This is a genomic window from Microcoleus harperi Pol14_C6, from assembly GCF_036701295.1.
In the GTDB taxonomy this organism is placed as follows: domain Bacteria; phylum Cyanobacteriota; class Cyanobacteriia; order Cyanobacteriales; family Microcoleaceae; genus Microcoleus.
The window spans coordinates 95,862-121,756 of record NZ_JAUBQN010000016.1; the positions used below are offsets into that span (position 1 = coordinate 95,862).

Below are 25,895 nucleotides of genomic sequence, written 5' to 3' on the forward strand. Positions count from 1 at the left end.
GAGTATGCTTTCATTGGTATATTATTTTTAGTCGATTCTATTGTACCTCATAACATCCGGAAGTGCTGTATTCTTCTGCACTCATCGATGGGCGATCTGGTAAGGCAACCATAATGCGATCGGGAATGAAGTATGTTTCTAGAATAGCTTGAAAAAAAAGCGATTAAAAGGGCTGGTTTTTGAGATTGTCAATTATTGGCAGATCTTTTTCGTGAACCAGCCCCTACCGTATTAGGGTAATCGACCGGACATGATATCAGAGGTTTTGATTCCTCTGATTTAGATATTCCTCAAGCCTCTGGGGTCTGACGGCTTGTCAGCCCGTCAGGGACTAAATTCCTCTTGTAAGTCACTGTAATTGATTAAGTGCGATCGTACCAACTTTGCAGCGCCAAGCGGTGAACTTCCCGCCAGCTAATATTTTTAAGTCGGGCAATTTCCGCGCAATCTTCGTATTCTGGGTGTACATTAACAATAGTTTCTCCAGACTTCGCAACTTTTATCTTGACTTCGCCGTATTCTGTTTGAACTGTCTGGATTTCTCGGTGTAAAATAGTCCTCTGTTGAGTCGATCGCCTAATTCCCAGAGTAGTAGTTTCGCGAAAGATAACTGCTTCACAAGCATCCTGAAATTCGGGATGACAAATCGCCGTTAACAAAACCCCCAGCCGCGACTTTTTCATCACAATTGGGGCAGTGAAAACATCCAGAGCTCCGGCGGCAAACAAAGCATCAAAAACATAGCCGATCGCCTGCGGACTCAAATCATCAATTTGCGTTTCCAATACCGTAATAGTTTCTATGGAATTGGGCATTGGGAATTGGTTAAATATTTCTTTCTCCCCTATTCCTTCTTCCCTCTTCCCTCTTCCCTCTTCCTTCTTCCCTCTTCCTTCTTCCCTCTTCCCTCTTCCCTCTTCCTTCTTCCCTCTTCCTTCTTCCTTCTTCCTTCTTCCTTCTTCCTTCTCCCCAATCCAGAGGCGCAAAATATTAGGAATTGCCAGCATTCGAGAACCTGCACCCAAACCGATCGCCTGAATTTGCATCGGCGGTGGCGGGCCGAAAGCAGAGGCTAGAGTACAGGCGATCGCAGTTCCCGTAGGAGTGCACAATTCGCGATCGATCCCATTGCTGTAAACCGGCACTCGGTGCGTTTCCCACAACCGCATCACCGCCGGCGTCGGCACCGCTAACTTACCGTGGGCCGCCTTCACCGTACCTGCACCAGTCGGCATCGCCGAAAAGTAAAACTCCTGAATATCCAACCAATCCAAACCCAAACAAGTACCGACAATATCAATAATTGCATCCGTCGCCCCCACCTCGTGAAAGTGAACCTCGCTTGCGGGGATACCGTGTACGGCACCTTCTGCCTCTGCTAATTTGCCAAATACGGCCAAACTCCAAGCTTCCACGCGCGGAGGCAATTTTGCAGAGACGATGATTTGCTCAATTTGTGGCAAATTGCGGTGATGAGTGTGGGTAATTTCAGCATCTGGTTTGCCATGACTGTGAGAATGTTCTTCCCCGTGATGATGGTGGTGGCGGGCGTCGAAAGTCGGGGATTCCGTTTCCGAGGGATCGAGTTCGGTAGCGGAATTTTTGGGTTTTAACCACAAATCCGCAGCTAAATCGACATAAAATTTAGTTGCTTGTTGAGTATTCCGGTGGACTAATTCCGTCCGCAACTGGTACTCTGTCGAAATGCCGAGCAAATTTAGTTTTTCGATTAGGTATTCTAAAGGAACGCCAGCGTGGACAAGAGCGCCGATGCACATATCGCCAGCAATGCCGGTTGGACAGTCAAAATAAGCTATTTTATTCATTGTTAACAATTAATTTTCAATATTGATTGTTTCACTCGATATTTTGATCGCCCACTTAGCCTGCAATATCTTAACATGGCAACTATTTACGAAGTGCATCCAGTTGCACCCCAAAGAGACCGGATCGAGAAGATTACAAAAGCTCTAAAAGATGGGGCCGTGATGCTTTATCCGACAGATACAGTTTACGCGATCGGCTGCGATCTCAACTCCAAGTCTGCGGTAGAACGAGTCAGGAAGATCAAGCAACTCTCCAATGATAAGCCTTTAACGTTCTTGTGTTCCTCTCTGTCAAATATCACCGACTATGCTGCTGTCAGCGATGAAGCATACAGAATTATAAAGCGGTTAATACCGGGGCCTTATACATTTCTGCTGCCAGCTACCAAGTTAGTGCCACGGTTGGTAATGAACCCGAAACGCAAAACCACGGGAATTCGCGTTCCCGATCAGCGACTTTGTTTTACACTGGTGGAAGCCTTGGGAAATCCAATTATTTCAACATCCGCTCACATTACCACCGATGATGAAGGTGCAGCACCAGTCCCTGCATCTAAAGCAGAAAGCTTTGGCAAAGCTGAACTTTTTGACTGTTTTTCAAAGTTAGTAGATGTGATAGTCGATGATGGTTCCGATCCGGGATATCAAGTTTCCACCATTCTCGATTTGACCGAAAGCGAACCGATTGTTGTTCGCCGTGGTTTGGGTTCGGAAGCTGTCGCCGTTTGGGAAGATTAAAATTTTAAGGGGCGGATTTAGCGCTAAATTCGCCCACAAGCCGCGCCATTTTTTGAGTTATAAAATGCTTTAAGCCTCTACCTTAACTCCTTTCCAAAAAGCAATATATCCGGCAATATTTTTAGCAGCATCTTTTGGAGTAGGATAGTACCACGCAGCATCTTTGTTAACTTGTCCGCCGACTTCGACATTGTAGTAACTAGCAACACCTTTCCAACCGCAAGTAGTGTGAGTGCTGCTGTCCTTGAAATACTCGCGGTTGATGGCATCGGCGGGGAAATAATAGTTGTTGTCTACAATTTCGCACTTGTCGCTCTCGGCCAAAACGGCACCATTCCAAATTGCTTTCGGCATCAGTTTTTCTGCTTAAATTGAGATTCTCAATTATTGTAACTGTATTTGTGCTCAAAAGGCATAGAATAGTTGAGAAGCCCACAACCAACTACTGCAAATGCCAGCGTCGAATCCGCCAATATCTTCTGTGCCGCTGTCCCTGGAACAAGCACTCAAACATTTTTTTGGCTATGACTCTTTCCGCCCGGGGCAGCAGGAAATTGTCGAAGCTGCTTTACAAAAACGGGATATGATGATTGTCATGCCGACGGGCGGTGGCAAGTCTTTGTGTTTTCAATTACCGGCACTGTTGAAACCGGGATTGACGGTGGTTGTTTCGCCGTTAATTGCTCTGATGCAAGACCAGGTGGAAGCTTTGCAGGATAATGGAATTGGGGCGACTTTTCTCAACAGCACTTTGAGCTCTCAGGAAACCCGATCGCGCGAAACTGCGATTCTCGAAGGTAAGATTAAATTGCTTTATGTTGCACCCGAACGCTTGCTGGGTGAGAGATTTTTACCATTTTTAGATATAGTAGCAAATAAGTTAGGAATTTCGGCATTTGCGATCGACGAAGCCCACTGCGTTTCGGAATGGGGGCACGACTTTCGACCAGAATACAGGCAAATGCAACGAGTGCGCGATCGATATCCCGATATTCCCATTATGGGACTAACCGCCACCGCTACCGAGCGCGTCCGCCAAGACATTATCCAGCAGCTAACTCTGCGAAATCCCTACATCCACGTCGCCAGCTTCAACCGCCCCAATTTATACTACGAAGTTCGCCCCAAAACCAAACACAGTTTTGCCGAAGTTTTGCAAATCATCCAAAAAAAAGGCGGTTCCGGAATTATCTACTGTCTCAGCCGCAAAAAAGTTGACGAAGTTGCCTATAAATTGCAACAAAGCGGCATCCAAGCCTTACCCTACCACGCCGGCATGAGCGATGTCGATCGCGCCACCAATCAAACCCGCTTCATTCGCGACGACGTGCAAGTAATGGTAGCAACAATAGCCTTCGGTATGGGCATCAACAAACCAGACGTGCGGTTTGTAATTCACTACGACTTACCCAAGAATCTCGAAGGATACTATCAAGAATCCGGCCGCGCAGGCCGAGACAACGAACCCGCCCATTGCAGCTTATTTTTCGGGTACGGCGATGTCAAAACCATCGACTACATCATCGAGCAAAAACCTGACCCGCAAGAACAACGAATTGCCCGCCAACAGTTGCGGCGAGTAATCAACTATGCAGAATCCACCGATTGCCGTCGCACAATCCAGTTAAGTTATTTTGGCGATTCATTCCCCGGCAACTGCGGCCAGTGCGATAACTGTTGCAACCAAAAACCAGTAGAAGATTGGACAATTGAGGCAATGAAATTTCTTTCTTGCGTCGCCCGATGCCAAGAAAAATTCGGCATGAATCACATCATCGACGTGCTGCGCGGTTCAAAAAATCAAAAAATATTGCAATACCAGCACCACCAACTTTCTACTTACGGAATTGGCAAAGATAGAAGTGCTGAGGAATGGAAAAAATTGAGTCGTTCGCTGTTAAATCAAGGTTTTTTAGACGAAAAAACAGACGGGTTTCCCATTTTGAAGCTCAATGAAAAAAGTTGGGAAATTATGAAACGTCAGCGCACAGTTGAAATCGCCATTGAACCCCAGCGGGAAGTACAGGGGAAAGTTCGTTCTTTGGCAGTAGAAGTAGAAGCTTTATTTACCATACTGCGGACGCTACGCAAACAAATTGCAGACGAACAATTTGTGCCACCTTACGTAGTTTTTGCCGATAAAAGCTTGCGAGATATGGCAGAAAAACGCCCGCAAAATCTCAGAGAATTCGAGGAGGTTTACGGCGTTGGCAGCAACAAGCGAGATAAGTACGGCAAAGTTTTCTTGGAAGCAATTCGCACTTTTTGCCAAGAACAAGGATTGCCAAGTGGTGCTGCATCTTCTGAGGCCGCTAATCTTCCCAATCTTGCTAACGTTGCGTCTTATTCGCAGATGCAAACCTGGGAATTATACCGACAAGGTTTGACAGTTCAAGGAATAGCCAATGCGCGGGGGATGAGTCCTAATACTATTTCTGGGCATCTAATAGAATTGATGGAAATGGGCAGGGAAGTTGATATAAATTTGTTGGTGGAACCGGAACGCCAGCAGGCGATAGTGTACGCAATTGAAGTTATGGGTGATGAGAAACTGAGAGCTATTTATGATTTTTTGGAAGAACGTTATACGTTTGAGGAGATTAAGTTTGTGCGCGCTTGGTGGCGGCAAAATTATGTCGGTTTTTAACCGCAGATATATGCAGATGAACGATGATGGACGCAGATAATTGATGGGAGGAAGTAAAAATGAGAATAAAAAAAATAGCTTGTGGGGATAATATATTAGAGAGGCGTTTTTAACCGATATATTTTTTCCATTTTGCTTTGCTAGCTGGCCTCTATGGAGTTGGCAAAACTCAAATTTCAAAAGTAATTTTAAGAGCGCTATAATTGAGTAAGGTTGGGTTAGCTCAGCGTCTCATTGTTGGCTATGCTTCGCCCAGGTGCCAGGGTACTAATAAACCCGGAAGCAATTGCCTAGACTTTCTTCAGTTCTCAATTTTAGTGAGTGGTTAGGGGGATAAATTACCTTTTTAAATGAACCTTATTGAGCTATAAGTACCTCGTAAAACCACTTTTTACCTAAGTATTAGAGTGCGTGAGAGCGAGTAATATTTAAATCCACACGCATGAGACTATTTACACCCACGCCCCCCCAAGGATTGAATAATGTTTGTGCAGCCGGAAACGATATTAAGTCTCTCGGTACACCCATAAGTACCCTAAATTTTAGCATTGTATGTGGTTGCGGCAAAATTATATATATGGGTTTTTGAAGGCGAGAAATTAAGTTTCTACACTTTAGAATTGTACAATAAATAGTTGACTTCGTTAGCCAACCATTCGTTAAACAGATTGTGCAATATTTCTTGATACCGTTCAGGGGTTAATTCCGCCGGGAGAAACTTTTCCACCAGGAACAAGTGATATCCTAGCTCTGTTTCTATTGGACGAATCACTTCTCCGGGTTTAGCGCTAAATACGGCGACGGCTATGTCTGGTTTTAAACCCCACCGATAAACCTTGCCTTCGCAACCGCATATATGCCGACGATTTTCGTCAATATCGTAAAGGTGAGCAGCATCAAAAAAGCTAATTTCTCCTTCTTGAATTTGATAAAATAGTTCCTGAGCAAGCTGGCGGTTGGCAACAACCATTTGATAAAGAATTATTTTGTCGAATTGCAATTTGTTTTGAAAAAAAATCTTTTCTACTTCTTTGCTGAACAAGTGTTGGGCTAGTTTTTGGCTGAGGAGCCGATCGCGAATCCCTGCCTCTAAATCTTCTACAGAAATCATCTGATCGACCAGCCAAGCAATCGTATCGGCCGCTTTCTCCAAACGCTTCTCGCGGCGGAGTTGGTCGCCCACAGCTTGAATTTCGTCGGGAGTCACAGTTAACCCCCGTTCCCGGGCTGCTTTCTCAATAACTTTTTTCTGCAAAACCTTTTGACTAAATGTCTTTATTTGCTGCTCTTGTCTGAGTAGTTCGATGATTTCACTTGGTTCAATCAATGGTCCGTAAAAGTCCTTCATGTTTCTCTCTCAACCTATATAACTTTATTAACTTCATCCCCCGACGATTCCTGCGGGGTAGTTTGTGTTAACGGTTAACGCTTGGCTACACAATGTCATTAGGCAAACTAATAAAATTAGAATTGCTCAAAGTTGTTGCACCTGCTGCGTTAACTGTTCCCAAAACAACAGCTAAAATTCGATCGCCATTATTTGAACTAAACTTGACCAGAGTCCCGTCTGCCGTACCGTCACCATCCGTATCAAACGCGACGAGTGTCAAGTCTGTTACCGAAAGTCCCCCAGTCAGCCCAATTCGATCGCCTTCAGCGGGATTGAAATCAACGACTCGATCTGCTAACAATGGATTAGCTGCTGCACTCGCTGTTTCGGGTCTAAAGGCAAAGGTATCAGCGCCGCTACCTCCAATCAATGTATCGGTGCCGAAGTCGCCGCAAAGAAAATCGTCGCCGTTGCCGCCAATCAGTAAATCCTGACCTTTTCCTCCCCGCACAGTGTCGTTTCCATCGCCTCCATCGATCGCATCGTCACCTCTGTTACTTGTGATAATATCGTCGCCGCTTCCTGCAAAAATTTGGATGTTTTAATTCCACTCGATTTAGTCATTTTAATAACGACTAAAACAACTCGATGTTGAAGACGAACTAGAACGAGATTTTGTGTAACTGCTGGAAGTATGATTAGATGAAATATTTACAGCAACACTTTGACTAATTTGAGTCGCTCCATCAGTAGATTTTGAAACTACGCTTTTAGCTTCGGCAATAACTTTGCAATCGGGTGAAACTAGGCGTTTGATAACAACTTTATTCTGAGTCATAATGTTAATAAAAAAAACTTTACTAAAATCAACCTATTCTGACAGATTTTAGTTATCAGAATAGGTTGAAGACTATACAGGCGATCTTTTCTTTACTACTACCACCCTGGGAAGAAATATCCGTTGCTACCAGAGAGAGAAGTAGCATTAGACTGAGAACCTACACCTTGAACAGTGTTGGTGCTGCTGATAGCCTGAGTAGCTGAGTTCGCTCCCAGAGCACCTGCTGAAGCTTCAGCACCAGCAAAATTTCCTTTAATGTTCGTCTTAGAGTTGAATACCTTATTGATGGTCAGATATTCACTGATGTTTGCGTTAACATAGGTGGTTGAGCTTTCGCCAAAATAGTAGCCACCTTCAACATTTGCTTCAGCAGATTCCAAGTAATTCAGGTCAGAAATAATCATTTGTTTTGTCCTTTTAAGAGTGAGTTTTTTTTGTTTTACTGTTACCTAATTTAGCTTGCCCTTTGGTATCTGTGTTGCCATTTTGGCAGGAAGTTTTTTCGGTAACAACTTTGTTTTGTCTGTAATCAATTTATCAAGGTTAACAATGATTGTGTTGCCATTTTGGCAGAAGCTTTTTCTGTCTCGGCTGAACAACCTTGTTTCCTTTGATATCCCTAATATAATCAGGACTTTTCCTGCCGTGTTGCCATTTTGGCAGATTTATCGAAAATCAGAATGTAAAGATAACTTGAGGAAATTTTGTTAAGAGCGGGAGCGAAAACTGTGGTGTGCCTACTGAAAAACCCGATCGCCCGCGGTGAGTCAACCAAAAAACAGGTACACCCAACGCCCGCAATCGGGTTTTGTTTCGAGCAACTAATTTACTCGCCCGCGAAATTCAACCAACGTGTCTTTAATGCCCCAAAAAAGCCCTGATGCGGAACATCAACCGTCGGCATCGAGAGATATTGCCCTTCCTTGACTTCCAGTCCAAAACCTCTGGTATCTGAGTGCAACTCGCTAAAAGCCTCAGTTACATAACCCCCTCGAACTCCGGCTCGTTTTTCCCTCACCACTTCCACATAATCTAAATCAGCAATTTTGCCCAATGCAGGCTTAGTTTCCGATTTACTCGACTTGCTGATTTGACTGTTTTCCTTAAGCAAGCGGTTGGAAGTACGGTAAGGAATATAGTCGAGAGGGTTGTAACCCGTGCACCGCAAAAGTAAAAAACAAGCCCAAGAATACTTTCCTGCCAGGATGGCTGAAATTATCTCATCCAATTGTTCTGGTTTGATTCCAACTTGAGAATGATTGCCAGAATGGTGAAATTGGGAAGTCATTATTTTATCCTGTTTTGTGTATAGAGAGTGACAAAGGACAACAACCACTTAACTAAGTTCTACAAACTCATGCCGCCCTTTTGTAGCTGCTTGAGAGGGTCAAGCAAAATGTCGGCTATGCTGCGCTGGCGGATGACAATTTCCGCAGTAGCTGTTTGGCCAGCTTTGAGTTTCCAGGTTTGGTTTTTGGCTTTCACTGAGTCTCGATCGATACTCACTTCCACCAGGTAAAAAACACCCAATCGCTCGTCTGTTTTGGCATCCGGCGAAATAGATAAAACTTTTCCCGGAATCACGCCGTAATTTTGATAAGGAAAAGCATCGAATTTGACTTGCACCGGCATTCCGGTTTTGACAAATCCCGCTTCTCGGTTCGGTAAACTGACTTCCAGCACCAGAGGAGCCTGATTCGGAGTCATTTCTGCAATAGTTTGACCCGGTTGAACTACTTCGCCAGTGTTGTGAATGTTGAGTGCGGAAATGACTCCGCTGACGGGTGCGTAGAGAAATCTTTGTTTGAGCTGATTTTTTGCTTGAGCGAGCAGGGTTTGGGTTTCGGCAATTTTGGATTTGACTTGATTTAATTCCATTTCCAACTGCTGAATTTTTTGCTCTTTTTCTAACTGCGTTTGGCGCGCTGCGGCTTGTTTGCTGGCGGCTTCGGCTTGCAGTCGATCGACCTCTGCCAGTTGTTGGGCTAATTCACCTTGGGCTTTAGAAATGGCGCTTGTTCGATCGCGCAAATTTTGCTCGACTTCAAACAGCCTTTCCTTAACCCCAGTTGCATCAGACAGTTGACTCCTGATCGCAGCACTTTGCCTGTCGCGAACGGTTTGCTCGACTTCAAAGGCGCGATCGTCAGCCTGAGTTGTCTCCCCCAACTGGCTTCTAATAACGGCATTTTCACTTTCTCGCAGAGCTTCCTCTGCTTGAAACAATACGTCTTTTGACAGCGCTCCTTCATCTACCAAAGGTTTGAGACGCGCGATCCGCTCTTTGTGAGCAGTTACTTTTGCTTGCAATTGCACCAGCAATTCTTGAGTTTTGCGTTGCAAGGGTTTCACCTGATCGCGCCGCCCTTGCTGCGAGTTAATATCTGTTTTCAGTTGCGAGAGCAAGTCTTGCACATTCTTTTCCAGAGGTTTGAGTTGTTGCTGGCGCGCTTGCTGAGACACTAAATCTGCTTGCAATTGCTCGATTTGAGACTGCGTGGTGGCGGCTGAAGCGCGAGCACGGGCGATCGCAGCTTCCGCCCCCCGCTGGTCTGCAGCAGCAATAGCTTGGCTCGCTTCTGCTTCAAGTCGAGTTCTCTCGATCGAACTAATCTGCTGCACCAATTGAATTCGATCAGCGTCCAGAATTTTCTCAAGACGCTCCACCTCGCTCTGGGCATTCGACGGGTCTAATTCGGCCAATAATTGTCCAGCTTTGATTTTTTGACCTTCTTTGATAGGGAGGTTAATAATTTTTCCCGTCTCCGTCGGGTGAATTTTGTAAACAGCGCCTTTGGGGACTAATTTGCCCTGAGCATGACCAACTTGGTCAATTTTTCCCAAAGTTGCCCACGCTCCAAAAGCTACGGAAAAAACCATTCCTCCTAATATCAACCGCTGGGGAAAAGATACTGGAGGCTGGTCGAGTACCGAGTGCAAAGAAGTAGACCAATTCTTAGCATCAGCCTGCCGTAACTTGGCAATATTGATACCGTCATTAGTTTGAGAAGAGCGATTTTGAGATTCGACTAATTCTAAAGAGCGGTCTTTTTTTCGGGCTTCGTTTTCTTGCCTTGAAGCTACGCCCCCATAGACTTCACCTATTTCGTTAGGAGGATGGCCTAATTCTTTCTCATCTTGTGAAAACATTGTATTTCCTCCAAGTTAATCTGTATGACTGTTGGCAGTTAGCAGTTGTTAGGAGTTGTCAGTCAGGAGTCAGAAGTTAGGAGTTAGGAGTCAGGAGTAACTGAAAATTCTCTTTAGCCTTGTGTTGGTTGCTAATGACTAATGACTAATGACTAATGACTAATGACTTAAATATCGAGTTGTTGCTGAGCGAGGTGATAGTAAAGTCCGTGTTCAGCCATTAATTCGTCGTGGTTGCCTTGTTCGACTAAAATGCCTTTGTCTAGAACCAAAATTCGATCGGCATTACGCACCGTAGACAACCGATGAGCGATAATAAACGCAGTGCGATCGCGACTAATGCGGGCGAGATTTTGCTGAAACCTGCGCTCAGACTCCGTATCCAGCGAAGAAGTTGCTTCATCCAAAACCAAAATCCGGGGATCTCCCAAAAGAGCGCGGGCGATCGCAATTCGCTGTCGCTGGCCCCCCGACAAACTTGTTCCCCTTTCCCCCACAGGAGTTTGATAACCCAGCGGCATATCTTGAATAAAAGCGTGAGCTTCTGCTAGCTTCGCCACTTCTATCGCCTGTTCCAAGCTTGCAGAAGCCGCATCGTTTCCGTTTTTATACAGCGTAATATTTTCCAAAATCGTTCCCGAAAACAAGAAACAATCTTGAGGAACAACACCCAACTGAACTCGCAGCGACTGCAAAGAAATGTGCCGAATATCGTGGCCGTCAATTGTCAGCCGCCCCTTTTCTGGATAATAGAAACCTTGCAGCAACTTCACCAAAGTGCTCTTACCGGAACCGCTGCGGCCGACAATTGCCACAGTTTCTCCAGCTTGCACCTCAAAGGAAAGATTTTGCAGCGTATTGCGTTCCTCATCCTGAGCATAACGAAAAGAAACATTGTCAAACTTGACGTTTCCCTGAATGCGAGGCAGCACCAGCATTGGCTTGTAAGGGCTTTCTTCCGGTTGGGCAGAGAATACATCATCCAAACGCTCGATCGAAACCAGCACTTCTTGAAACTCATCCCAAAGTCCCACTACAGACAAAACAGGAGAAATCACGCTCCCAATCATCATATTAAAAGCCACAAATTGACCGATCGTCAACTCGTCTTGAATCACCAGCATTGCCCCGTACCACAGCAAAGCCGTACTTCCCAAAGTATTAATCCCACCCCCGATCACCTGCAAAGAATTAGCCAACTTCTGCCCGCGAAATTTGGCATTAATCATGCAGGTTAATTGGTCTTCCCAGCGCCAGCGCATTTCTCGCTCAGCAGCAGTTGCCTTAACCGTCGCCACCCCAGTAATCATTTCCACCAAAGATGAATTTTGCTTCGCACTTTCGGTAAAAATCTCCCGCGACACTTTTCGCAAAAACGGAGTTGCTACTAAAGTCAAAATCACGATCGGCGGAATCAAAGCCAGCACCAACAAAGCCAGACGCCAGTTATAGTAAACCATCAGTCCGATGTAAACTACAGCCATCAAAGCATCCAACCAAGCCGTAATAGCTTGGCGAGTCAAAAATGCCTGAATTTTTTGATTTTCCTGAACCCGCGTCAATATATCGCCCACCTGACGAGATTCAAAAAACTTGATCGGCAAACTGAGAGTGTGACTGATAAAGCCGCTAATTAAAGTCAGGTCAATGCGGTTCGACAAATAATCCAGCAAATACTGTCTCGTTGCACCCAACAGCGTTCGCCAAACACTAAATAGCAGCAGTCCGATCGCAAAAACGTGCAGAGTTACTATGCTTTTGCTAACAACCACTTGGTCGAGAATTACTTGGGTAAATAGGGGAGTAACTAGACCAAATATTTGGAGCAACAAGGAGAGGAGCAGAATTTGGGCGATCGCAGCGCGGTAGGGCCAGACTATGCCCATAAAATCTTTAATTTTAATGCCTTGATGTTCGGCACTGTGATTGCGGTATAGTTCCGCTGTCGGGTCTAAAATTAGGGCATACCCAGTCCAATTTTCGGTAAAAGTTTTAATGCTCATCCACCGCTTGCCAGCCGCCGGATCTGCCACTAAAACCTGTTGATTTTTAAAGCGGTAAACTGCCACGTAGTGATTGCCTTGCCAGTGAGCAATCCAGGGATTTTGATTTCGCAGCGGAGTTAAAGAAGCTCGCACGGGACGAGTGTGAAATCCCATCCTTTCCGCTGCTTTTGCCAGATTCTTGAGCGAGGCGCCGCTGCGACCAATTTCTGCCAATTCGCGCAAGTAATTTAGGCTAAATTTTTTACCCCAATATTCGCTAATCATGGCTAAGCAAGTAGCTCCACAATCTGCGGCGCTCTGTTGTTGAATGAATGGGTGTTTGCTACTCAACCATCGCCGCTGCTTGGGTTTGGGAAAGCTGATGATTCCGGCTGCGGGTTTTTGCTGAGCAACTGCGGTTAATTTTGATGGCTCGGTTTGTGAGGTTGATTGGGCATCTTGGGGCGCCGTTACTAAGCTTAAAATCGGAGGTTTGCGGAGGATTTTAGGGCGGGAATTGCTTTCGGAACTAATTGTGGATTTGGCTATTTCCCACTGTTCGCTGCTAAGCTGGTAAATTAGCAGGTCTGTTACGGCTATCCAGTCGTTCTTTACGTCTGAATGTTCCCAGTTACTGCCAATAATTGGCGGTGCTTGACCTTGAATTTGACCGCTGCGAAGCCAAAAAAGATTGTTGGAGTTTTGGCAATGCTCAGCGAGGGAAACTCCGGCAGGAATTCGGCTTTCTTCTATGTAAGGAAGTAAATGCGGCCACAGAAGCTGTTGTTGGTGGGGAGGGAGCGATCGCAAATCTGTTTGTGTCTTGAAAAATATTAACCGCTGTCGCTCTTGAAATTCTTGCTGCAAATGCTGTTGCAGTTGCGGGAATTCTTCTAAAATAAGCTGCATTGTGGTGGCCGCAATTCGAGCGATTTGGCAAGTGTCGGCTGCAATTGCCCTGTAAGGCAGTCCGCTGTCTATAAATCGGTCATCTGTCCCAAATATTGCTCCGACTTCCAGTACAACCGCCGAAATCTCCTGCTGGTGAGACGCTTCTACCGCTAGCAGCCTGACTCTTCCCTCGCAAACTAAATAAAAATGGCGATCGCTCTGTTCTTTTTCAACCAAATTGTTGCTATCTGATGTTTGATATTGAGTGATTTCATCTCCGAGCTGAAAATCGCAAATTTCACTGGCTGTATTTAATTTCGCCACTAATGTCGATCCTGCACCGACTCCCTCGAAAATTTTCTGAATAGCCGGGAAATTTTCCAAGGCTTCTCGGGTTTTAAGAATGTGATTTGTAACCCCTAAATTTTTTTTCATAACTTACCCTGTCAAAAAATTGAAACAATTTTTTTGAATTACAACTAACCCGGTTATGAGCAATTTTTATGGGTTTAGTTGCAATTTAGTTGGCTTAAAAACTGTTTGTCGATATGTCCGACTAACACCCCTTGGTTACGACATTCCTTCAACGCATTTAGGATATATAGAATTGCGTTTTTTCAGGATTGTGTGGTAATTACGTAAGTGTGCTTTGGGCTGGCTCTCAGTTTAACTTACAGAATCGTGATTTGGGCTACCTTCCAGGGCAATCTTTACCTAATCTTTATAAAAGTACCGTATTATTACGGAAAAATTATAAAGATTTTGTGAAGCAGGGGAGGCTAATGTTCTCCCCGATACAGGTATATCTACGCAGAAGTTTACATTCAGGATTCAAAACCCATCAATTTTTGACGATCGTTTGTGAAGTCCAGATTCCGAACATTGTAAAGAAATATTGATTGCTATTAGTTTGTAGCAGCAATTCAAGCAATTAATGGTTCTGCCTTACTTAGTATGCTAAAAATTTATGGAGACAGCGATCATTTAAGTTAAACCTAAAAAAAATAATGACAAAAATACTGCATCCATCTAATGTAATTGTAGGGATAGCTTAGAGACAGAAACAACAATTATTTGATCATTTACCCTCAAAAATAAAACAGAATTTTGCCCACTATGTAGCCCAAAATACCGCTGTTTTTATCAAAAAAACGCATTTAGTTAGAGATTTACCAATCACGAACATAAGATATTTCCCCAATAGTAACATTGTGCCATAAAAAAAGATAAAAGACATTTTTTTACACAGAAACATGAGCGACATCCTTAATTATCTTGAAAAGAAGCATAAAAAAAACACAGCGATTAATTGATTAGGCCTAGGAACAGTTACAACAATTTCTCCAAAATGCCGAACCATTACATCATGAAAAACAAGCTTTACTAGAATCCCAAAAAGTTACAATTATTGCTGGTGGAGTCGGTCAAAAACCCAAATTATCTATTCCCGAACAAATATTTTTAACTTTGTTCTATCTTAGGACTAGGACAACACTTCAACTTCGGGGCATCCCATTTGGAGTTAGTGAGTCTACAGCTAATGATACACTTAACTATTGGTTTGGACGCCTGCTTCGATTGCTACCATCTAGCTGGGTGGAACAAGTAAAAAAAATGCTGCTGATCGTGCAATAGCTAAGGAAATATTCACAGAATATTAATTAATAGTAGATACCTACGAACAAGTCAGAGAAATATCTGGAACTCATGATGAACAAGAAAAATAATTTTCAGGCAAGAAGACTAACCATAAGCTGTCGTGCATTTAAATTGTATATTTGAGGCGCGCGGGACGCCCAACCCTAATCCCCACAAGAGTTTTATTTTTTTTTAATAGACAATTTAAATGCCGCAACAGCTTACATTTAAAAGTCAAATAATTTTCATGCCAGATGGTAGAGAGATAGTTGATGTTGTGGCAGGGAAGTCTTAACGTAAAAGGGATATAACCTTATTCTGGGAAGATCTCGCACGAGTTTGACCCTCAACAAAGATTTAAGAGAGATAAAGCTTACGTTGGATAAAATTCAATAACAACTCCCATTAAAAGAATCAGAAAATTAGAATTAACAACTGAACATAAAGAACAAAACAAAGCGTTTGGTGGTAGCAAGATTTTTGTCTAACATCGGAATTATAACGGTCAAGAGATTTCGATATTTCCAATAAAATTTAGATAAAATTGCCAAAAATATGAGTCCGTAATTTTAAATTTTTGTGGAAGAGTAACGTGGCGAATTGGATCGCTACTACTACAATTAGAAAAAGCGGTGAAAGCATTAGATAAAAATTAACACAGCTCACTCAATATGTTGGTACAATTATCAACCCTACACATCTCAGAGTCTGGTTTTATTTTACACACTACCTAATTTAGGATGATTACATTTACGTCCTACAACTTAACTATACATAAGCTTTGATTGTTTTCGGAGATGTCTTCTACAGAGGGACAGTGGTTTTTGAATTAGGGATAACCCTTCCTTTTCTGACCTTTTTTACAGCGTCTATAGAAGGTAGATATAGAAGCCAAAGCGCCTTCCGCACTGGGTTTACGGGCGGCTGACTTGAGCTTTTTCGCGAAAGCGAACTATGCAGGCAATATCTTTACAGAGTGCGTACAACATAGTCTTACTAATATCTGCGTTGTCCATCCAAACTCGGACAGCTTTTTTTGTAAGGAACTCGCCTGTTCGAATGGCTTCATCAAGTGAACAGTATTGGTCTCTCGTTCCGTTTTTTAGCTTTGCTTTTCTTACTATTATGGTATGATTATATCAAACTTCAGCACTTTTTATCCAGGAAAGTCCTAGATAAAAGCCGCACTTAAGTGCGGGGCTTTAAACCCCATTTTTCGGTAAAAATTATCTAAAACTCTATGGGAGCAAGGAGCAGTAACCCCCTCGAAGCAGCCGGCTCGACTCGTGAGCCGATCAAAATAGGCGTGTTGCATTCGCTGACGGGCACGATGTCCATCAGCGAAATTTCTGTTAAAGATGCGACGCTGTTGGCTGTTGAGGAAATTAATGCGGCAGGAGGGGTGCTCGGACGCCCCTTGGAAGCGGTTATAGAAGATGGAGCTAGCGATTTGCAAACTTTTGCTCAAAAAGCTAAGCAATTGCTCTTTGAAGCTCAGGTGGCGGTGGTATTTGGCTGTTGGACTTCGGCGAGCCGCAAAGCTGTACAGCCGGTTTTCGACCAGGGCAAAGGGTTGCTGTTCTATCCGGTGCAGTATGAAGGGCTAGAACAGTGTGCGAATATTTTCTACATTGGTGCTGCCCCAAACCAACAGATTGTGCCTGGGGTGAATTACTTGCTGGCACAGGGGAAGCGGAAAATTTTTCTGTTGGGTTCGGACTATCTCTTTCCCCGCACGGCAAATCGGATTGTGAAAGCTCAACTGGCGGCACAGGGGGGAGAGTTAGCGGGGGAAGTGTATCTGCCGCTGGGATCGAGGGAAGTGGGCGAGGCGATCGCACATATCTTAGCAGTGAAACCAGATGCTATTCTCAACACTCTCAACGGGGACAGCAATGTGGCTTTTTTCCAAAAGTTGCGGGAAGCTGGCGTGAAACCCGATGATTTGCCAGTGATGTCGGTCAGCGTAGCAGAAGAAGAAGTGCGGGCGATCGGGCCGTCCAATATTGCCGGACATTGGGTGGTGTGGAACTATTTTCAAACGGTCGATACACCGGAAAATCGTAAATTTGTCAATGCTTATAAAGCCCGATACGGGGAAAATCGAGTCACCGATGACCCGATCGAAGCGGCTTATTTGGGCGTTTACCTGTGGAAGCAAGCAGTAGAAAAAGCTGGTTCGACAGATGTGGTTAAAGTCAGGGCTGCTGCTAAAAATATTGAGTTTGCAGCGCCATCGGGCAAGGTAAAAATAGATGCCCAAACGCAGCATACCTGGAAAACAGTACGCATTGGTAAGGTGAGGTTGGACGGTCAAATTGAGGAAGTTTGGAATTCCGGCGCACCGGTTCGGCCAGATCCTTTTCTCAAAGGCTATCCTTGGGCGGCGGCACTGGCTACGAGGGGAATTGCTCTGGGAACTCGGGCGTCTTTGAGCGGGCTGTTTGTGATCTTGGTGCTGATAACTTGGATGGCGGTGGGAGTTGGGTGGATGGGTTCTGTGGAGATGAAGAACTATTTGCTGACAATGGACGCTGCATCAGCTCCGGCGGCGGGGGTTCCTGAAGCCGCAATGGCGGTGCTGGTGCAGCAAACTCTCTTTGTGGCGAGCCGCACTCAGCACTGGCTGCTGGCAGCTTTGGGTTTGAGTTTGATCGCGGGGATAGTGGCTTTTGTGTCGGTGTCGGCAATTATTCGGAATCTCGGCTTGCTGCGGGAAACTGCCGAACAGATGGCGAGCGGTGATTTGGCGGCTCGATCGCCGGTGGTTTCTAATGACGCGATCGGGGTGCTATCTTCTACTCTCAATACGATGGCTCAGCAAATTAGCAGTTTGCTCAACGGTTTGGAAGTGCGGCAGCGGCAGCTAGAGGAACGATCGCGCGAATTGGAAGTTGCTAAGAACGCTGCCGAAGCTGCTAACCGGGCGAAAAGCACTTTTTTGGCAAATATGACTCACGAGTTGCGGACGCCCTTGAATGCGATTATTGGGTACAGCGAGCTGCTGCAAGAAGAGGCTCTGGAACTCGGCGAAGAAGAGTTTGTGATGGATTTGGCAAGCATTAATATGGCAGGCAAGCAGTTGCTCACCATTATTAGTGACATCCTGGATATTTCTAAAATTGAAGCAGGAAAGGTGACTCTTTTTTTAGAGACTTTTGAGGTGTGGAATTTGATCGAGGAGGTTGTCACTACTGTTCAACCCCAGCTAGGGAAAAATGGCAATACTTTGATGGTCAATTGCGATCGCAATATTGGCACTATATACTCCGATTTGTCAAAGCTGCGGCAAGCGCTGTTGAATTTGGTGACCAATGCTGCTAAGTTTACCGATCGAGGCAAAATTACGATTAATGTTTGGAAAGAAGAAGGGGAGGTTTTGCCACTCGACAATTCCGAAGAAATCTCGGCAGCTTTTTCTGGGTGTCAACAGCCTGCGATCGTCTTTCAAGTAACCGATACCGGCATCGGCATGACTGAGGATCAGGTGTCGAGGCTGTTCGCAGCTTTCGCTCAAGCCGACGATTCTACTACCCGCAAATACGGCGGCACCGGTTTGGGGCTGACAATTAGCCGGAAGTTTTGCCAGATGATGGGCGGGGACATTACGGTTGATAGCGAGTTTGGCTGCGGTTCTAGTTTTACGATCCGGTTGCCGATTGCGGTTACAAGCCCGAAAGAAGCGCAGGACGATCGAGAAACCGCAGAAATGCAGCCTAAGTCTTCCGACGACGATTTAGAAACGAGTGCAGAATCGACTGAAGCGAAGCAAAAAGCAGTGCGATCGCAAGCGCTGGAGCTGCCCAATGCTGCTACTGTCCTAGTGATTGACGACGATCCGGACGCGCGGGATTTGATGACCCGCTGCTTGTCTAAACAGGGATTTCGGGTGCGATCGTCGGCTAGCGGTCAAGGGGGGCTGATGTTGGCTAAGAATTTGCTGCCGGACGCGATTATTCTGGACGTGATGATGCCAAGTATGGACGGCTGGGCGGTGCTGTCGGCGTTGAAAGCCGATCGAGATTTGGTTGATATTCCAGTGATTATGATAACTTTTTTGGACGACCAAAACCAGGGTTTGGAATTGGGAGCGGCGGAGTATGTGAGGAAGCCTGTGGATTACAAGCGCTTTGCTGCTTTATTGAGCAAATATCAGGGTCTGGGGAAGTAGTTATTAGTCATATATATTCTGTTTGCACGAGCAAGATATTGTTGACTGTTAACTGTTGACTATTGACTAAAATTATGCTTTCGGAACAACTGATTGTTTAGACATTTAAACAATACCGATGCAACCGCAAACGATATCAGTAGTCATTAGCCCTTGAACTCTCAAATGTGAAATATGAACTGTTAAATTTTGTGAATTATTAACAGTTATAGCAACCGCGAAGACGCTGAGGATGTTATTAATTGTTCAAATTATTGCTGGGATAGTTTTCTGCCGAAGGTCTTCTGCTAGAAGTGTTACCACTTACCAAAAATATTTTAATATTTAATCGCTCTCCTGCCAACGAATCAGACACTCTTGTTGTAACTAAAAAGTGAGATTTTGTGGATTGAGTAGTTCGCTTTGCCAGCGAGCTCAAGTTCTTTGGCTAAGCTGTGACCACATTAGGAATAGAGATTTGTAGCGCTTTTTCGCTCGTGCTTTTCATGACCCAGTTGAGCTATTTAACAATGGCGAAAGGATTGTTAGGCGTTGCTGAATCACGGTATGAAAATAGATAAGTTGGAAATTCCGAAGATGTTCTGACGCGCTTGTTTCTTTTTTTGCAGATTGAGCCGTTCATACCACAAATCAGCAACGCCACTCTGGCGTTGGTTGGGGCATTGTTCCAGTGAAGGTAGGTTACGAGGGTCGATCGCCTGCATCACTCGCCACAGTTGCATCGGGTGCTGCCGATTCTAGCTCCGGTGGCAGATGATTGGTGATGAAGGAACTCCAGTGAGCTATTCCACCTGAATCAAATTCCATCTGCAAAATTGACGCATTCGGTACTGGAAATCCTCGCGAAAATCCCAAAAGCCGAGTCATCGCAACGGCATCAATTACCGTTGGGTTAGCCAAAATCTGCCACAGCATTGCTTTGATAAAAAATCCATGTGAAAAGACAAGTACAAAACCGGATTGTTGTTGTAACTGGTTGAGGGCAGTTCGGACTCGTTCCATCAGTTGAACCAACGATTCGGCGTTGGCTCCATCGACATATTCAGGGTCGCAGCGGTCCCAGTAAGCTTTGCTCAAAGGTTTGCGATCCAGGATTGTGGTTGGTTGATCGAACTGTAGGCCCAGATAGGTAAATTCCTGAACTTGCCAAACCTCAACGGGTGTATGTGGAAATTTTTCAATCAATGGTTGAGCAGTGAGTTGTGTTCTGAGATAAGGTGAAGTCACAATCAAGTGGGGAGATTGTTTAACGGCGGTTGGAATACATCTTGATTGTCGATCGCCCAATTCACTTAAGGCATTTTCATGGGGTCCAATAGTTGCCAACCCTGCATTGGATTGACTTTGACCATGACGAATAATCCAAATAGACACGGTTTGATATTCCCTCTCATTTAGGGTAAAAATCACTTGGTGTTGCTGAATCACGGTATGAAATAGACAAGTTGGAAATTCCGAAGAGGTTCTGACGCGCTTATTTCATTTTTTTCAGATAGAGTTCTTCATACCATAAATCAGCAACGCCAATTGTTAAAATTGGCAGGGTTAAATAAATCACTTTAAACGGTTCAATTGCTCGATAGGCTTCGTCAAGAACTTCTCTAAAAAGGTTTCATTAGCCATTAGTTAACAGCGAAAAACTAATAATAACTAATGACTAATGACTAATTAATCTAAGAAGCCCATTAATGTTGAGCTATCGTCAATTTCGTTTGAGGCAATTGGCCGATTTCCTCCCATTGTCGAGTAAACTTCATCAATGTGAAGAGTGCTGATTGCGATAGGGCGGGCACCGGACATACTGAACATTTCACTGACTTGCATGGCGCTGGAGCCGATCGGGCGATTGCCGAGTGTAGCAACCACTTCAAAGTCGCTTGATTCGACTGGGCGATTGGCTACAATGCCGTAGGTTTCGCTGATGTGCAGGGTGCTAGTGCCGATCGGGCGATCCCCCGAGATCGAGACGATCTCGCTGATGGTAAAATCGTCTGGGCCGACGGGGCGGTTGTCATGCAGGTGTTGGGGCTGATAAAGTTGAATTCCTGTTGCTTTGGTATCCGTGGGTTCTGTCGGTTGGCTTTTGGAACCTCCTTTGCCGCGGCGGGCGATCGCTTTGCCTTTGCCTGTACCTGTGCTCCTCGTATCCATAATTCTTTTCCTCGTTTATTGCTGTTGATTGCTGGGTTCGGACAACTGCTTGTGTGGGCTTTCTGCTTTCTATTTGGGCCGATGATTAAAATAATATTACAAAGTCTAACTATTTTCTTAAAGAAATTGCAGAATCTCTGCATTTTTGTTAAGATTTATGGGTAATAGCTACATTTTCCTATGGTAACTGCGGCAGCATCTTTTCAATTGCAAGCGCCCTTCCAGCCCACAGGCGACCAACCGCTAGCGATCGCCCAACTCGTCAAAGGCATCGAAGCCGGGGATCGATTTCAAACCTTACTCGGTGCCACAGGTACGGGCAAAACCTTCTCCATTGCCTCGGTGATTGAAAAAGTCGGCAGACCCACCTTAGTCCTAGCACACAATAAAACCCTGGCAGCTCAACTGTGCAACGAACTGCGAAATTTTTTCCCCAACAATGCAGTCGAATACTTTGTCAGTTATTACGACTACTACCAACCTGAAGCATACATCGCCGTCACCGATACTTTCATTGAGAAAACGGCAGCAATTAACGACGAGATCGATATGTTGCGGCACTCCGCCACGCGATCGCTCTTTGAACGCCGCGACGTAATTGTAGTTGCTTCAATTAGCTGCATCTACGGTTTGGGAATGCCCGCAGAATACCTGAAAGCTGCTATTCCTTTGCAAGTAGGAATGGAAGTCAACCAGCGGCAAGTTTTGCGAGATTTAGTTAACGTCCAATACAGCCGCAACGATATAGATTTAGGCAGAGGCAAATTTCGCGTCAAAGGCGATGTTTTGGAAATTGGCCCCGCTTACGAAGATAGAATTATTCGCGTCGAATTCTTCGGCGACGAAATCGATGCGATTCGCTACGTTGACCCCGTAACAGGTAAAATCCTGCAAAGTTCAACGGCTTTAAATATCTATCCAGCGCGCCACTTTGTCACGGCAGAAGATAAATTAGAGGCAGCTTGCCAAGGAATAGAACTCGAATTAGAAGACCGACTGGCAGAATTTGAAAAAGAGGGTAAACTATTAGAAGCTCAGCGGTTGGAACAGCGCACTCGCTACGATTTGGAAATGCTGCGCGAGGTAGGTTACTGTAACGGAGTCGAGAATTATTCGCGGCATTTAGCAGGGAGAAATGCCGGGGAACCGCCAGAATGTTTGATTGATTATTTCCCGAAAGATTGGATGTTGGTGATAGATGAATCTCACGTCACTGTGCCGCAAATTAGGGGGATGTACAACGGCGACCAAGCTCGCAAAAAAGTATTGATAGAACACGGTTTCCGCTTGCCCAGCGCCGCAGATAACCGCCCTTTGAAAGCCGAGGAATTCTGGGCGAAAGAGAATCAGTGCATCTTTGTTTCTGCTACGCCTGGGGATTGGGAAATGGAAAAATCTGAAGGCAGGGTGGCAGAGCAAGTTATTCGCCCTACCGGAGTAATAGACCCGACTATTTTTGTGCGCCCGACGGAAGGACAAATAGACGATTTGTTGGGGGAAATCAAGGAGAGAGTAAGTCGGGACGAGCGAGTGTTGGTGACGACTTTAACGAAGCGGATGGCGGAGGATTTAACCGAATATTTGCAGGAGAGGGCTATTAAAGTCCGGTATTTGCACTCGGAAATTCAGTCGATTCAACGCATCGAAATTATCCAAGATTTGCAGGATGGTAAGTTTGATGTATTGATTGGTGTTAACTTGCTGCGGGAAGGTTTGGATTTGCCCGAAGTTTCGCTGGTGGTAATTTTAGATGCCGATAAAGAGGGGTTTTTGCGATCGGGACGTTCGTTGATTCAAACAATCGGAAGGGCGGCGCGGCACGTTCAGGGACAGGCTATTTTGTACGCGGATAATTTGACGGATAGTATGGTTAAGGCGATCGACGAAACCGATCGACGCCGGGGGATTCAGCTAGCGTACAATAAGATGCACGGGATTACGCCGCAGCCGATCGCGAAAAAGCGATCGAGTAATGCGATTTTGGCATTTTTGGATGTCTCCCGCAAGCTGAATTCTCAGCAGTTGGAGGAGGTTTACGAACAGGTAAACGAGTTATCTTTGGATGAGATTCCTCAGTTAATCGGGCGGTTGGAAGCGCAGATGAAGGCGGCGGCGAAGAAGTTGGAGTTTGAGGAGGCGGGTAAATTGCGCGATCGGATCAAGCATTTGCGGGATAAGCTATTGGGACATTAAGGAAGAGTGGGAGGATATGATGTTCGATCGCATTACCTTCGATCCAAAAATTATGGGAGGAAGAGGTTGCATTCGAGGAATGCGAATTACTGTTTCTTTGGTAGTGAGTTTAGTAGCAAATGGGATGAGTGTAGAGGAAATTTTGGCAGCTTATCCTTATTTGGAAGCTGAGGATATTAAAGCTAGTCTCCAGTATCAACTCTCAACCTCAATGCTATGAATGCACCCACTCGTTTAGAGTTTCCCATTGCTAAGGCGCAATATCTCTTCAGCAGTGCCACGGAAGCAGGAGTAGGCGGAGATAAGCAGAAATTTTGGCGGGAGGTGATGGGGTTTGAGTCACCGGAGGCGATTCGAGACGCAATTATAGCCCAAATCTCGCTAGAATTGTTACAGCCAGTCGGACAGAATGACTATGGAGAACGCTACCAAGCTATTATTTTAGTTCCAGGGCGATCGGGGGTATCTTGGCAAATACGTACAGGCTGGATTGTTTTATCTGGTGAAGATATTGCTAGATTTGTTACCGCATTTCCTCAACGCTTTGGGAGACAGCAATGAGCAAATTTCAGTTATTGGATGCAGTGACTTTAACCGAAGCAGTCGCCCTCGCTGATGGCGAGATTGCACCGCCACAAACAGCCGGGACAATTGTTGAGGTTTTCAAGAAGGGTGAAGCTTATTTAGTAGAATTATTTGGGGGATGGGTGAAAGCAGAAGTTGGCGGGGATTTTGTGCCTGCAACTCAGGATGAACCGGGCGCATTTATGGAAACGATTGGTGTTGAAACAGTTTATCCGCATCAGTTGCAATTAGTAAAACCTGCCGACGAAATGATGGGAATTCGAGAGCATTTACTGTCGGTTTTAAATAATTTACCTGACGAGTTAGTGGCTGAAGTCTGCGACTTTGCCGAGTTTTTGCAGGAAAAACAGCAAAAAGTGCGGTCGTATTAAGCATTTAGGTGAAGTGGGATCGCCTTTTACCATTGTCCTATTTTTTGGATGGGAAGGGCGATCGGGCTTTCTATGAGATTCCTAGTCGATATGCTGCATATTCGCGATCGTGACAATCTGCGTTTGATGTACCATCGTTATTCCAGTGATTTGGCTGCCAATCACGTTCGCGCCTCAAGTCATCTATTTCTTGTTGCTGTTCAAAGACTTTTTGCTCAAAGGATTGGATAGTTTTATCCTTTGCTGCGTTTTCCTCCAGCAGACTGCGGTTCAACTCTGCCAAAGCGCGGTTCGACTTCGCCAAAGCGCGGTGTGACTCCGCCAAAACACAGAGGGTTTTCTTAGTCTGCCGAAGGTTGGTGTACAACGACTCGCATTGTGGAGTATAATTATGGGACATATTTTTCAAAAGTTACGTTAACTTGTGGTGGTCTGAAGTTGAGATGTCAAACCACCGTGAGTTGGCTAGCTAAAGCAAGGCCTCTGTCTGAATCGTTACTTCAGGCGGGCCTTTTCCGTATCAGATATGATTTGCTATTGCAAAAACTACAAGACATTAAAGCATTGTCTTTCTTACACTTGGCCATGTGAGGAAGTTTTGCTTGAGCTTGTATTTTAAGAATTTAACACTGAAAAAGCCACTTGTCAAGCGCTAAATAAGACCGTTTGTTTTCTTTATTACGGAGATTTAAACATCCGATTGCCGACATTCGATGGCGATTTAATCTAATACGCTTGAATAACCGCATATACGGGGCTATGGGTAAAGTGGATGCCAACTCAACCTCAATTTGCCGACATCCGATGCCGCTTTAATCTAATAGGCTTGAATAGCGCAGTCTACCGCGTTATGGGTAAAATGGATACCAACTCAACCTAAATATCTATTAAGAAGTGAGCGCCGATTGAATCGATCGCGGGCAGATATGGCAAGGGTTTCAGAAATATATAAAAAAGACCGATCGCCCTAAACACCACCCAAACCAACTACTTGCCTAATACCACAGCATCCGTACTGCTAGCAAAAGCCGGACGAATAAATTCCTCCTTCTCTTCTAACGTGATGTAACCCTTATCTACAGCTAGCTGCATCACTTCCTGAAGAAAACCTCTGAGCGCATCTAATACTTGAGTGCGATCGCATTCAAAAACTTTTTCCCAACCAGAAGTTGCAAAATTCCTCGAATAGGAGTTACGCAGGAGAACTCAGAAACCGGGTTTTTTGAGATAAAACTTCGTTACAGCCCGCAGATGCAGTAAAAAACCCGGTTATGAAGGCGAAGTGCGTAAGTTCTGTTTATCAATACTCCGGACAGTTTTTAAATAGGGATGCTTACGCAATAAAGCACAGAAGCGAAAAAACTGAGTGCTATCTGAA

At 45.0% G+C, this 25,895-nt stretch carries 20 protein-coding genes and 1 pseudogene; 8 read left to right on the plus strand and 13 right to left on the minus strand.

The features are described 5' to 3' along the window. Positions 1 to 362 precede the first annotated feature (362 nt). The gene (larC, locus tag QUA27_RS13525; protein ID WP_333068516.1) at positions 363 to 1,826 is read right to left on the minus strand and encodes a nickel pincer cofactor biosynthesis protein LarC; all 1,464 of its coding nucleotides are present in this window, start codon (positions 1,824 to 1,826) and stop codon (positions 363 to 365) included. A gap of 75 nt (positions 1,827 to 1,901) precedes the next feature. Here larC and QUA27_RS13530 point away from each other — a divergent pair, with 75 nt between their 5' ends. After that, a complete protein-coding gene (locus tag QUA27_RS13530; protein WP_333068517.1) occupies positions 1,902 to 2,564 on the plus strand; it encodes an L-threonylcarbamoyladenylate synthase in 663 nt (220 codons plus the stop codon). 69 nt (positions 2,565 to 2,633) lie between these two features. On the opposite strand, the gene QUA27_RS13535 is transcribed toward QUA27_RS13530, so the two are convergent. Beyond that, positions 2,634 to 2,918: a DUF427 domain-containing protein gene (locus QUA27_RS13535; RefSeq protein WP_333037862.1), complete on the minus strand. Its 285-nt coding sequence runs from the start codon at positions 2,916 to 2,918 to the stop codon at positions 2,634 to 2,636. A 97-nt stretch (positions 2,919 to 3,015) separates the two neighbouring features. On the opposite strand from QUA27_RS13535, the gene recQ reads away from it, so the two are divergent. Beyond that, entirely contained in the window at positions 3,016 to 5,211 is a 2,196-nt protein-coding gene (gene recQ, locus QUA27_RS13540) for a DNA helicase RecQ (RefSeq protein ID WP_333068518.1), read from the plus strand. Between the two features lie 607 nt (positions 5,212 to 5,818). Here the strand turns inward: recQ and QUA27_RS13545 are convergent. The 7 genes and pseudogenes from QUA27_RS13545 to QUA27_RS13575 all read right to left on the minus strand — a co-directional run bounded on the left by QUA27_RS13545 (position 5,819) and on the right by QUA27_RS13575 (position 13,843). Further along, complete coding sequence (locus tag QUA27_RS13545) at positions 5,819 to 6,559, minus strand: peptidylprolyl isomerase (RefSeq protein ID WP_333068519.1); 741 nt, start codon at positions 6,557 to 6,559, stop codon at positions 5,819 to 5,821. A gap of 85 nt (positions 6,560 to 6,644) precedes the next feature. Next, positions 6,645 to 7,052 (minus strand): hypothetical protein, encoded by a 408-nt coding sequence (locus QUA27_RS13550; protein ID WP_333068520.1) that lies wholly within the window; start codon positions 7,050 to 7,052, stop codon positions 6,645 to 6,647. 36 nt (positions 7,053 to 7,088) lie between these two features. Continuing rightward, a pseudogene (locus tag QUA27_RS27635) lies at positions 7,089 to 7,139 on the minus strand (hypothetical protein); the annotation flags it as partial. A 338-nt stretch (positions 7,140 to 7,477) separates the two neighbouring features. Next, positions 7,478 to 7,786 carry a hypothetical protein gene (locus tag QUA27_RS13560; RefSeq protein ID WP_333068522.1) on the minus strand — a complete coding sequence of 103 codons (309 nt, stop codon included), beginning with the start codon at positions 7,784 to 7,786 and terminating at the stop codon, positions 7,478 to 7,480. Between the two features lie 422 nt (positions 7,787 to 8,208). After that, positions 8,209 to 8,670, minus strand: a complete 462-nt coding sequence (locus QUA27_RS13565) for a HetP family heterocyst commitment protein (protein ID WP_333068523.1) — start codon at positions 8,668 to 8,670, stop codon at positions 8,209 to 8,211. A 59-nt stretch (positions 8,671 to 8,729) separates the two neighbouring features. Then, a complete protein-coding gene (locus tag QUA27_RS13570) occupies positions 8,730 to 10,532 on the minus strand; it encodes a beta-barrel domain-containing protein (protein WP_333068524.1) in 1,803 nt (600 codons plus the stop codon). 167 nt (positions 10,533 to 10,699) lie between these two features. Beyond that, entirely contained in the window at positions 10,700 to 13,843 is a 3,144-nt protein-coding gene (locus QUA27_RS13575) for an ABC transporter transmembrane domain-containing protein (RefSeq protein WP_333068525.1), read from the minus strand. Positions 13,844 to 14,851: 1,008 nt separating this feature from the next. Between QUA27_RS13575 and QUA27_RS27415 the strand changes: the two genes are divergently transcribed. Both QUA27_RS27415 and urtA read left to right on the plus strand, forming a co-directional pair. Further along, entirely contained in the window at positions 14,852 to 15,043 is a 192-nt protein-coding gene (locus QUA27_RS27415) for a helix-turn-helix domain-containing protein (RefSeq protein ID WP_445251504.1), read from the plus strand. Between the two features lie 1,243 nt (positions 15,044 to 16,286). Next, positions 16,287 to 19,217 carry an urea ABC transporter substrate-binding protein gene (urtA, locus tag QUA27_RS13580; protein ID WP_333068526.1) on the plus strand — a complete coding sequence of 977 codons (2,931 nt, stop codon included), beginning with the start codon at positions 16,287 to 16,289 and terminating at the stop codon, positions 19,215 to 19,217. A gap of 539 nt (positions 19,218 to 19,756) precedes the next feature. Here the strand turns inward: urtA and QUA27_RS13585 are convergent. From QUA27_RS13585 to QUA27_RS13595, 3 genes are all read right to left on the minus strand, one after another. Continuing rightward, positions 19,757 to 19,939, minus strand: coding sequence for a hypothetical protein (locus QUA27_RS13585; protein WP_333068542.1), 183 nt, complete (start codon positions 19,937 to 19,939; stop codon positions 19,757 to 19,759). After that, on the minus strand, positions 19,899 to 20,645 hold the full coding sequence (locus tag QUA27_RS13590) for a histidine phosphatase family protein (protein WP_333068528.1): 747 nt from the start codon (positions 20,643 to 20,645) through the stop codon (positions 19,899 to 19,901). The genes QUA27_RS13585 and QUA27_RS13590 overlap by 41 nt, the downstream gene beginning before the upstream one ends. Positions 20,646 to 20,885: 240 nt before the next feature. Next, entirely contained in the window at positions 20,886 to 21,368 is a 483-nt protein-coding gene (locus tag QUA27_RS13595) for a hypothetical protein (RefSeq protein WP_333068529.1), read from the minus strand. Positions 21,369 to 21,548: 180 nt separating this feature from the next. Here QUA27_RS13595 and uvrB point away from each other — a divergent pair, with 180 nt between their 5' ends. The 4 genes from uvrB to QUA27_RS13615 are packed head-to-tail and all read left to right on the plus strand — an operon-like array spanning position 21,549 to position 24,517. Next, a complete protein-coding gene (gene uvrB / locus QUA27_RS13600) occupies positions 21,549 to 23,561 on the plus strand; it encodes an excinuclease ABC subunit UvrB (RefSeq protein ID WP_333068530.1) in 2,013 nt (670 codons plus the stop codon). A 16-nt stretch (positions 23,562 to 23,577) separates the two neighbouring features. Further along, a complete protein-coding gene (locus QUA27_RS13605) occupies positions 23,578 to 23,781 on the plus strand; it encodes a DUF433 domain-containing protein (protein WP_333068531.1) in 204 nt (67 codons plus the stop codon). Next, positions 23,778 to 24,122 (plus strand): DUF6883 domain-containing protein, encoded by a 345-nt coding sequence (locus tag QUA27_RS13610; protein WP_333068532.1) that lies wholly within the window; start codon positions 23,778 to 23,780, stop codon positions 24,120 to 24,122. The genes QUA27_RS13605 and QUA27_RS13610 overlap by 4 nt, the downstream gene beginning before the upstream one ends. Continuing rightward, complete coding sequence (locus QUA27_RS13615; protein ID WP_333068533.1) at positions 24,119 to 24,517, plus strand: DUF2281 domain-containing protein; 399 nt, start codon at positions 24,119 to 24,121, stop codon at positions 24,515 to 24,517. The genes QUA27_RS13610 and QUA27_RS13615 overlap by 4 nt, the downstream gene beginning before the upstream one ends. A gap of 70 nt (positions 24,518 to 24,587) precedes the next feature. On the opposite strand, the gene QUA27_RS13620 is transcribed toward QUA27_RS13615, so the two are convergent. After that, positions 24,588 to 24,917: a hypothetical protein gene (locus QUA27_RS13620; RefSeq protein ID WP_333068534.1), complete on the minus strand. Its 330-nt coding sequence runs from the start codon at positions 24,915 to 24,917 to the stop codon at positions 24,588 to 24,590. Between the last annotated feature and the right edge of the window lie 978 nt (positions 24,918 to 25,895).

Bases quoted from the DNA above. Each gene is read 5' to 3' on its own strand.
- larC (WP_333068516.1), bottom strand. From the start codon at position 1,826: ATGAATAAAATAGCTTATTTTGACTGTCCAACCGGCATTGCTGGCGAT.
- QUA27_RS13530 (WP_333068517.1), top strand. From the start codon at position 1,902: ATGGCAACTATTTACGAAGTGCATCCAGTTGCACCCCAAAGAGACCGG.
- QUA27_RS13535 (WP_333037862.1), bottom strand. From the start codon at position 2,918: ATGCCGAAAGCAATTTGGAATGGTGCCGTTTTGGCCGAGAGCGACAAG.
- recQ (WP_333068518.1), top strand. From the start codon at position 3,016: ATGCCAGCGTCGAATCCGCCAATATCTTCTGTGCCGCTGTCCCTGGAA.
- QUA27_RS13545 (WP_333068519.1), bottom strand. From the start codon at position 6,559: ATGAAGGACTTTTACGGACCATTGATTGAACCAAGTGAAATCATCGAA.
- QUA27_RS13560 (WP_333068522.1), bottom strand. From the start codon at position 7,786: ATGATTATTTCTGACCTGAATTACTTGGAATCTGCTGAAGCAAATGTT.
- QUA27_RS13565 (WP_333068523.1), bottom strand. From the start codon at position 8,670: ATGACTTCCCAATTTCACCATTCTGGCAATCATTCTCAAGTTGGAATC.
- QUA27_RS13570 (WP_333068524.1), bottom strand. From the start codon at position 10,532: ATGTTTTCACAAGATGAGAAAGAATTAGGCCATCCTCCTAACGAAATA.
- QUA27_RS13575 (WP_333068525.1), bottom strand. From the start codon at position 13,843: ATGAAAAAAAATTTAGGGGTTACAAATCACATTCTTAAAACCCGAGAA.
- urtA (WP_333068526.1), top strand. From the start codon at position 16,287: ATGGGAGCAAGGAGCAGTAACCCCCTCGAAGCAGCCGGCTCGACTCGT.
- QUA27_RS13585 (WP_333068542.1), bottom strand. From the start codon at position 19,939: ATGCAACTGTGGCGAGTGATGCAGGCGATCGACCCTCGTAACCTACCT.
- QUA27_RS13595 (WP_333068529.1), bottom strand. From the start codon at position 21,368: ATGGATACGAGGAGCACAGGTACAGGCAAAGGCAAAGCGATCGCCCGC.
- uvrB (WP_333068530.1), top strand. From the start codon at position 21,549: ATGGTAACTGCGGCAGCATCTTTTCAATTGCAAGCGCCCTTCCAGCCC.
- QUA27_RS13605 (WP_333068531.1), top strand. From the start codon at position 23,578: ATGATGTTCGATCGCATTACCTTCGATCCAAAAATTATGGGAGGAAGA.
- QUA27_RS13610 (WP_333068532.1), top strand. From the start codon at position 23,778: ATGAATGCACCCACTCGTTTAGAGTTTCCCATTGCTAAGGCGCAATAT.
- QUA27_RS13615 (WP_333068533.1), top strand. From the start codon at position 24,119: ATGAGCAAATTTCAGTTATTGGATGCAGTGACTTTAACCGAAGCAGTC.
- QUA27_RS13620 (WP_333068534.1), bottom strand. From the start codon at position 24,917: ATGTCCCATAATTATACTCCACAATGCGAGTCGTTGTACACCAACCTT.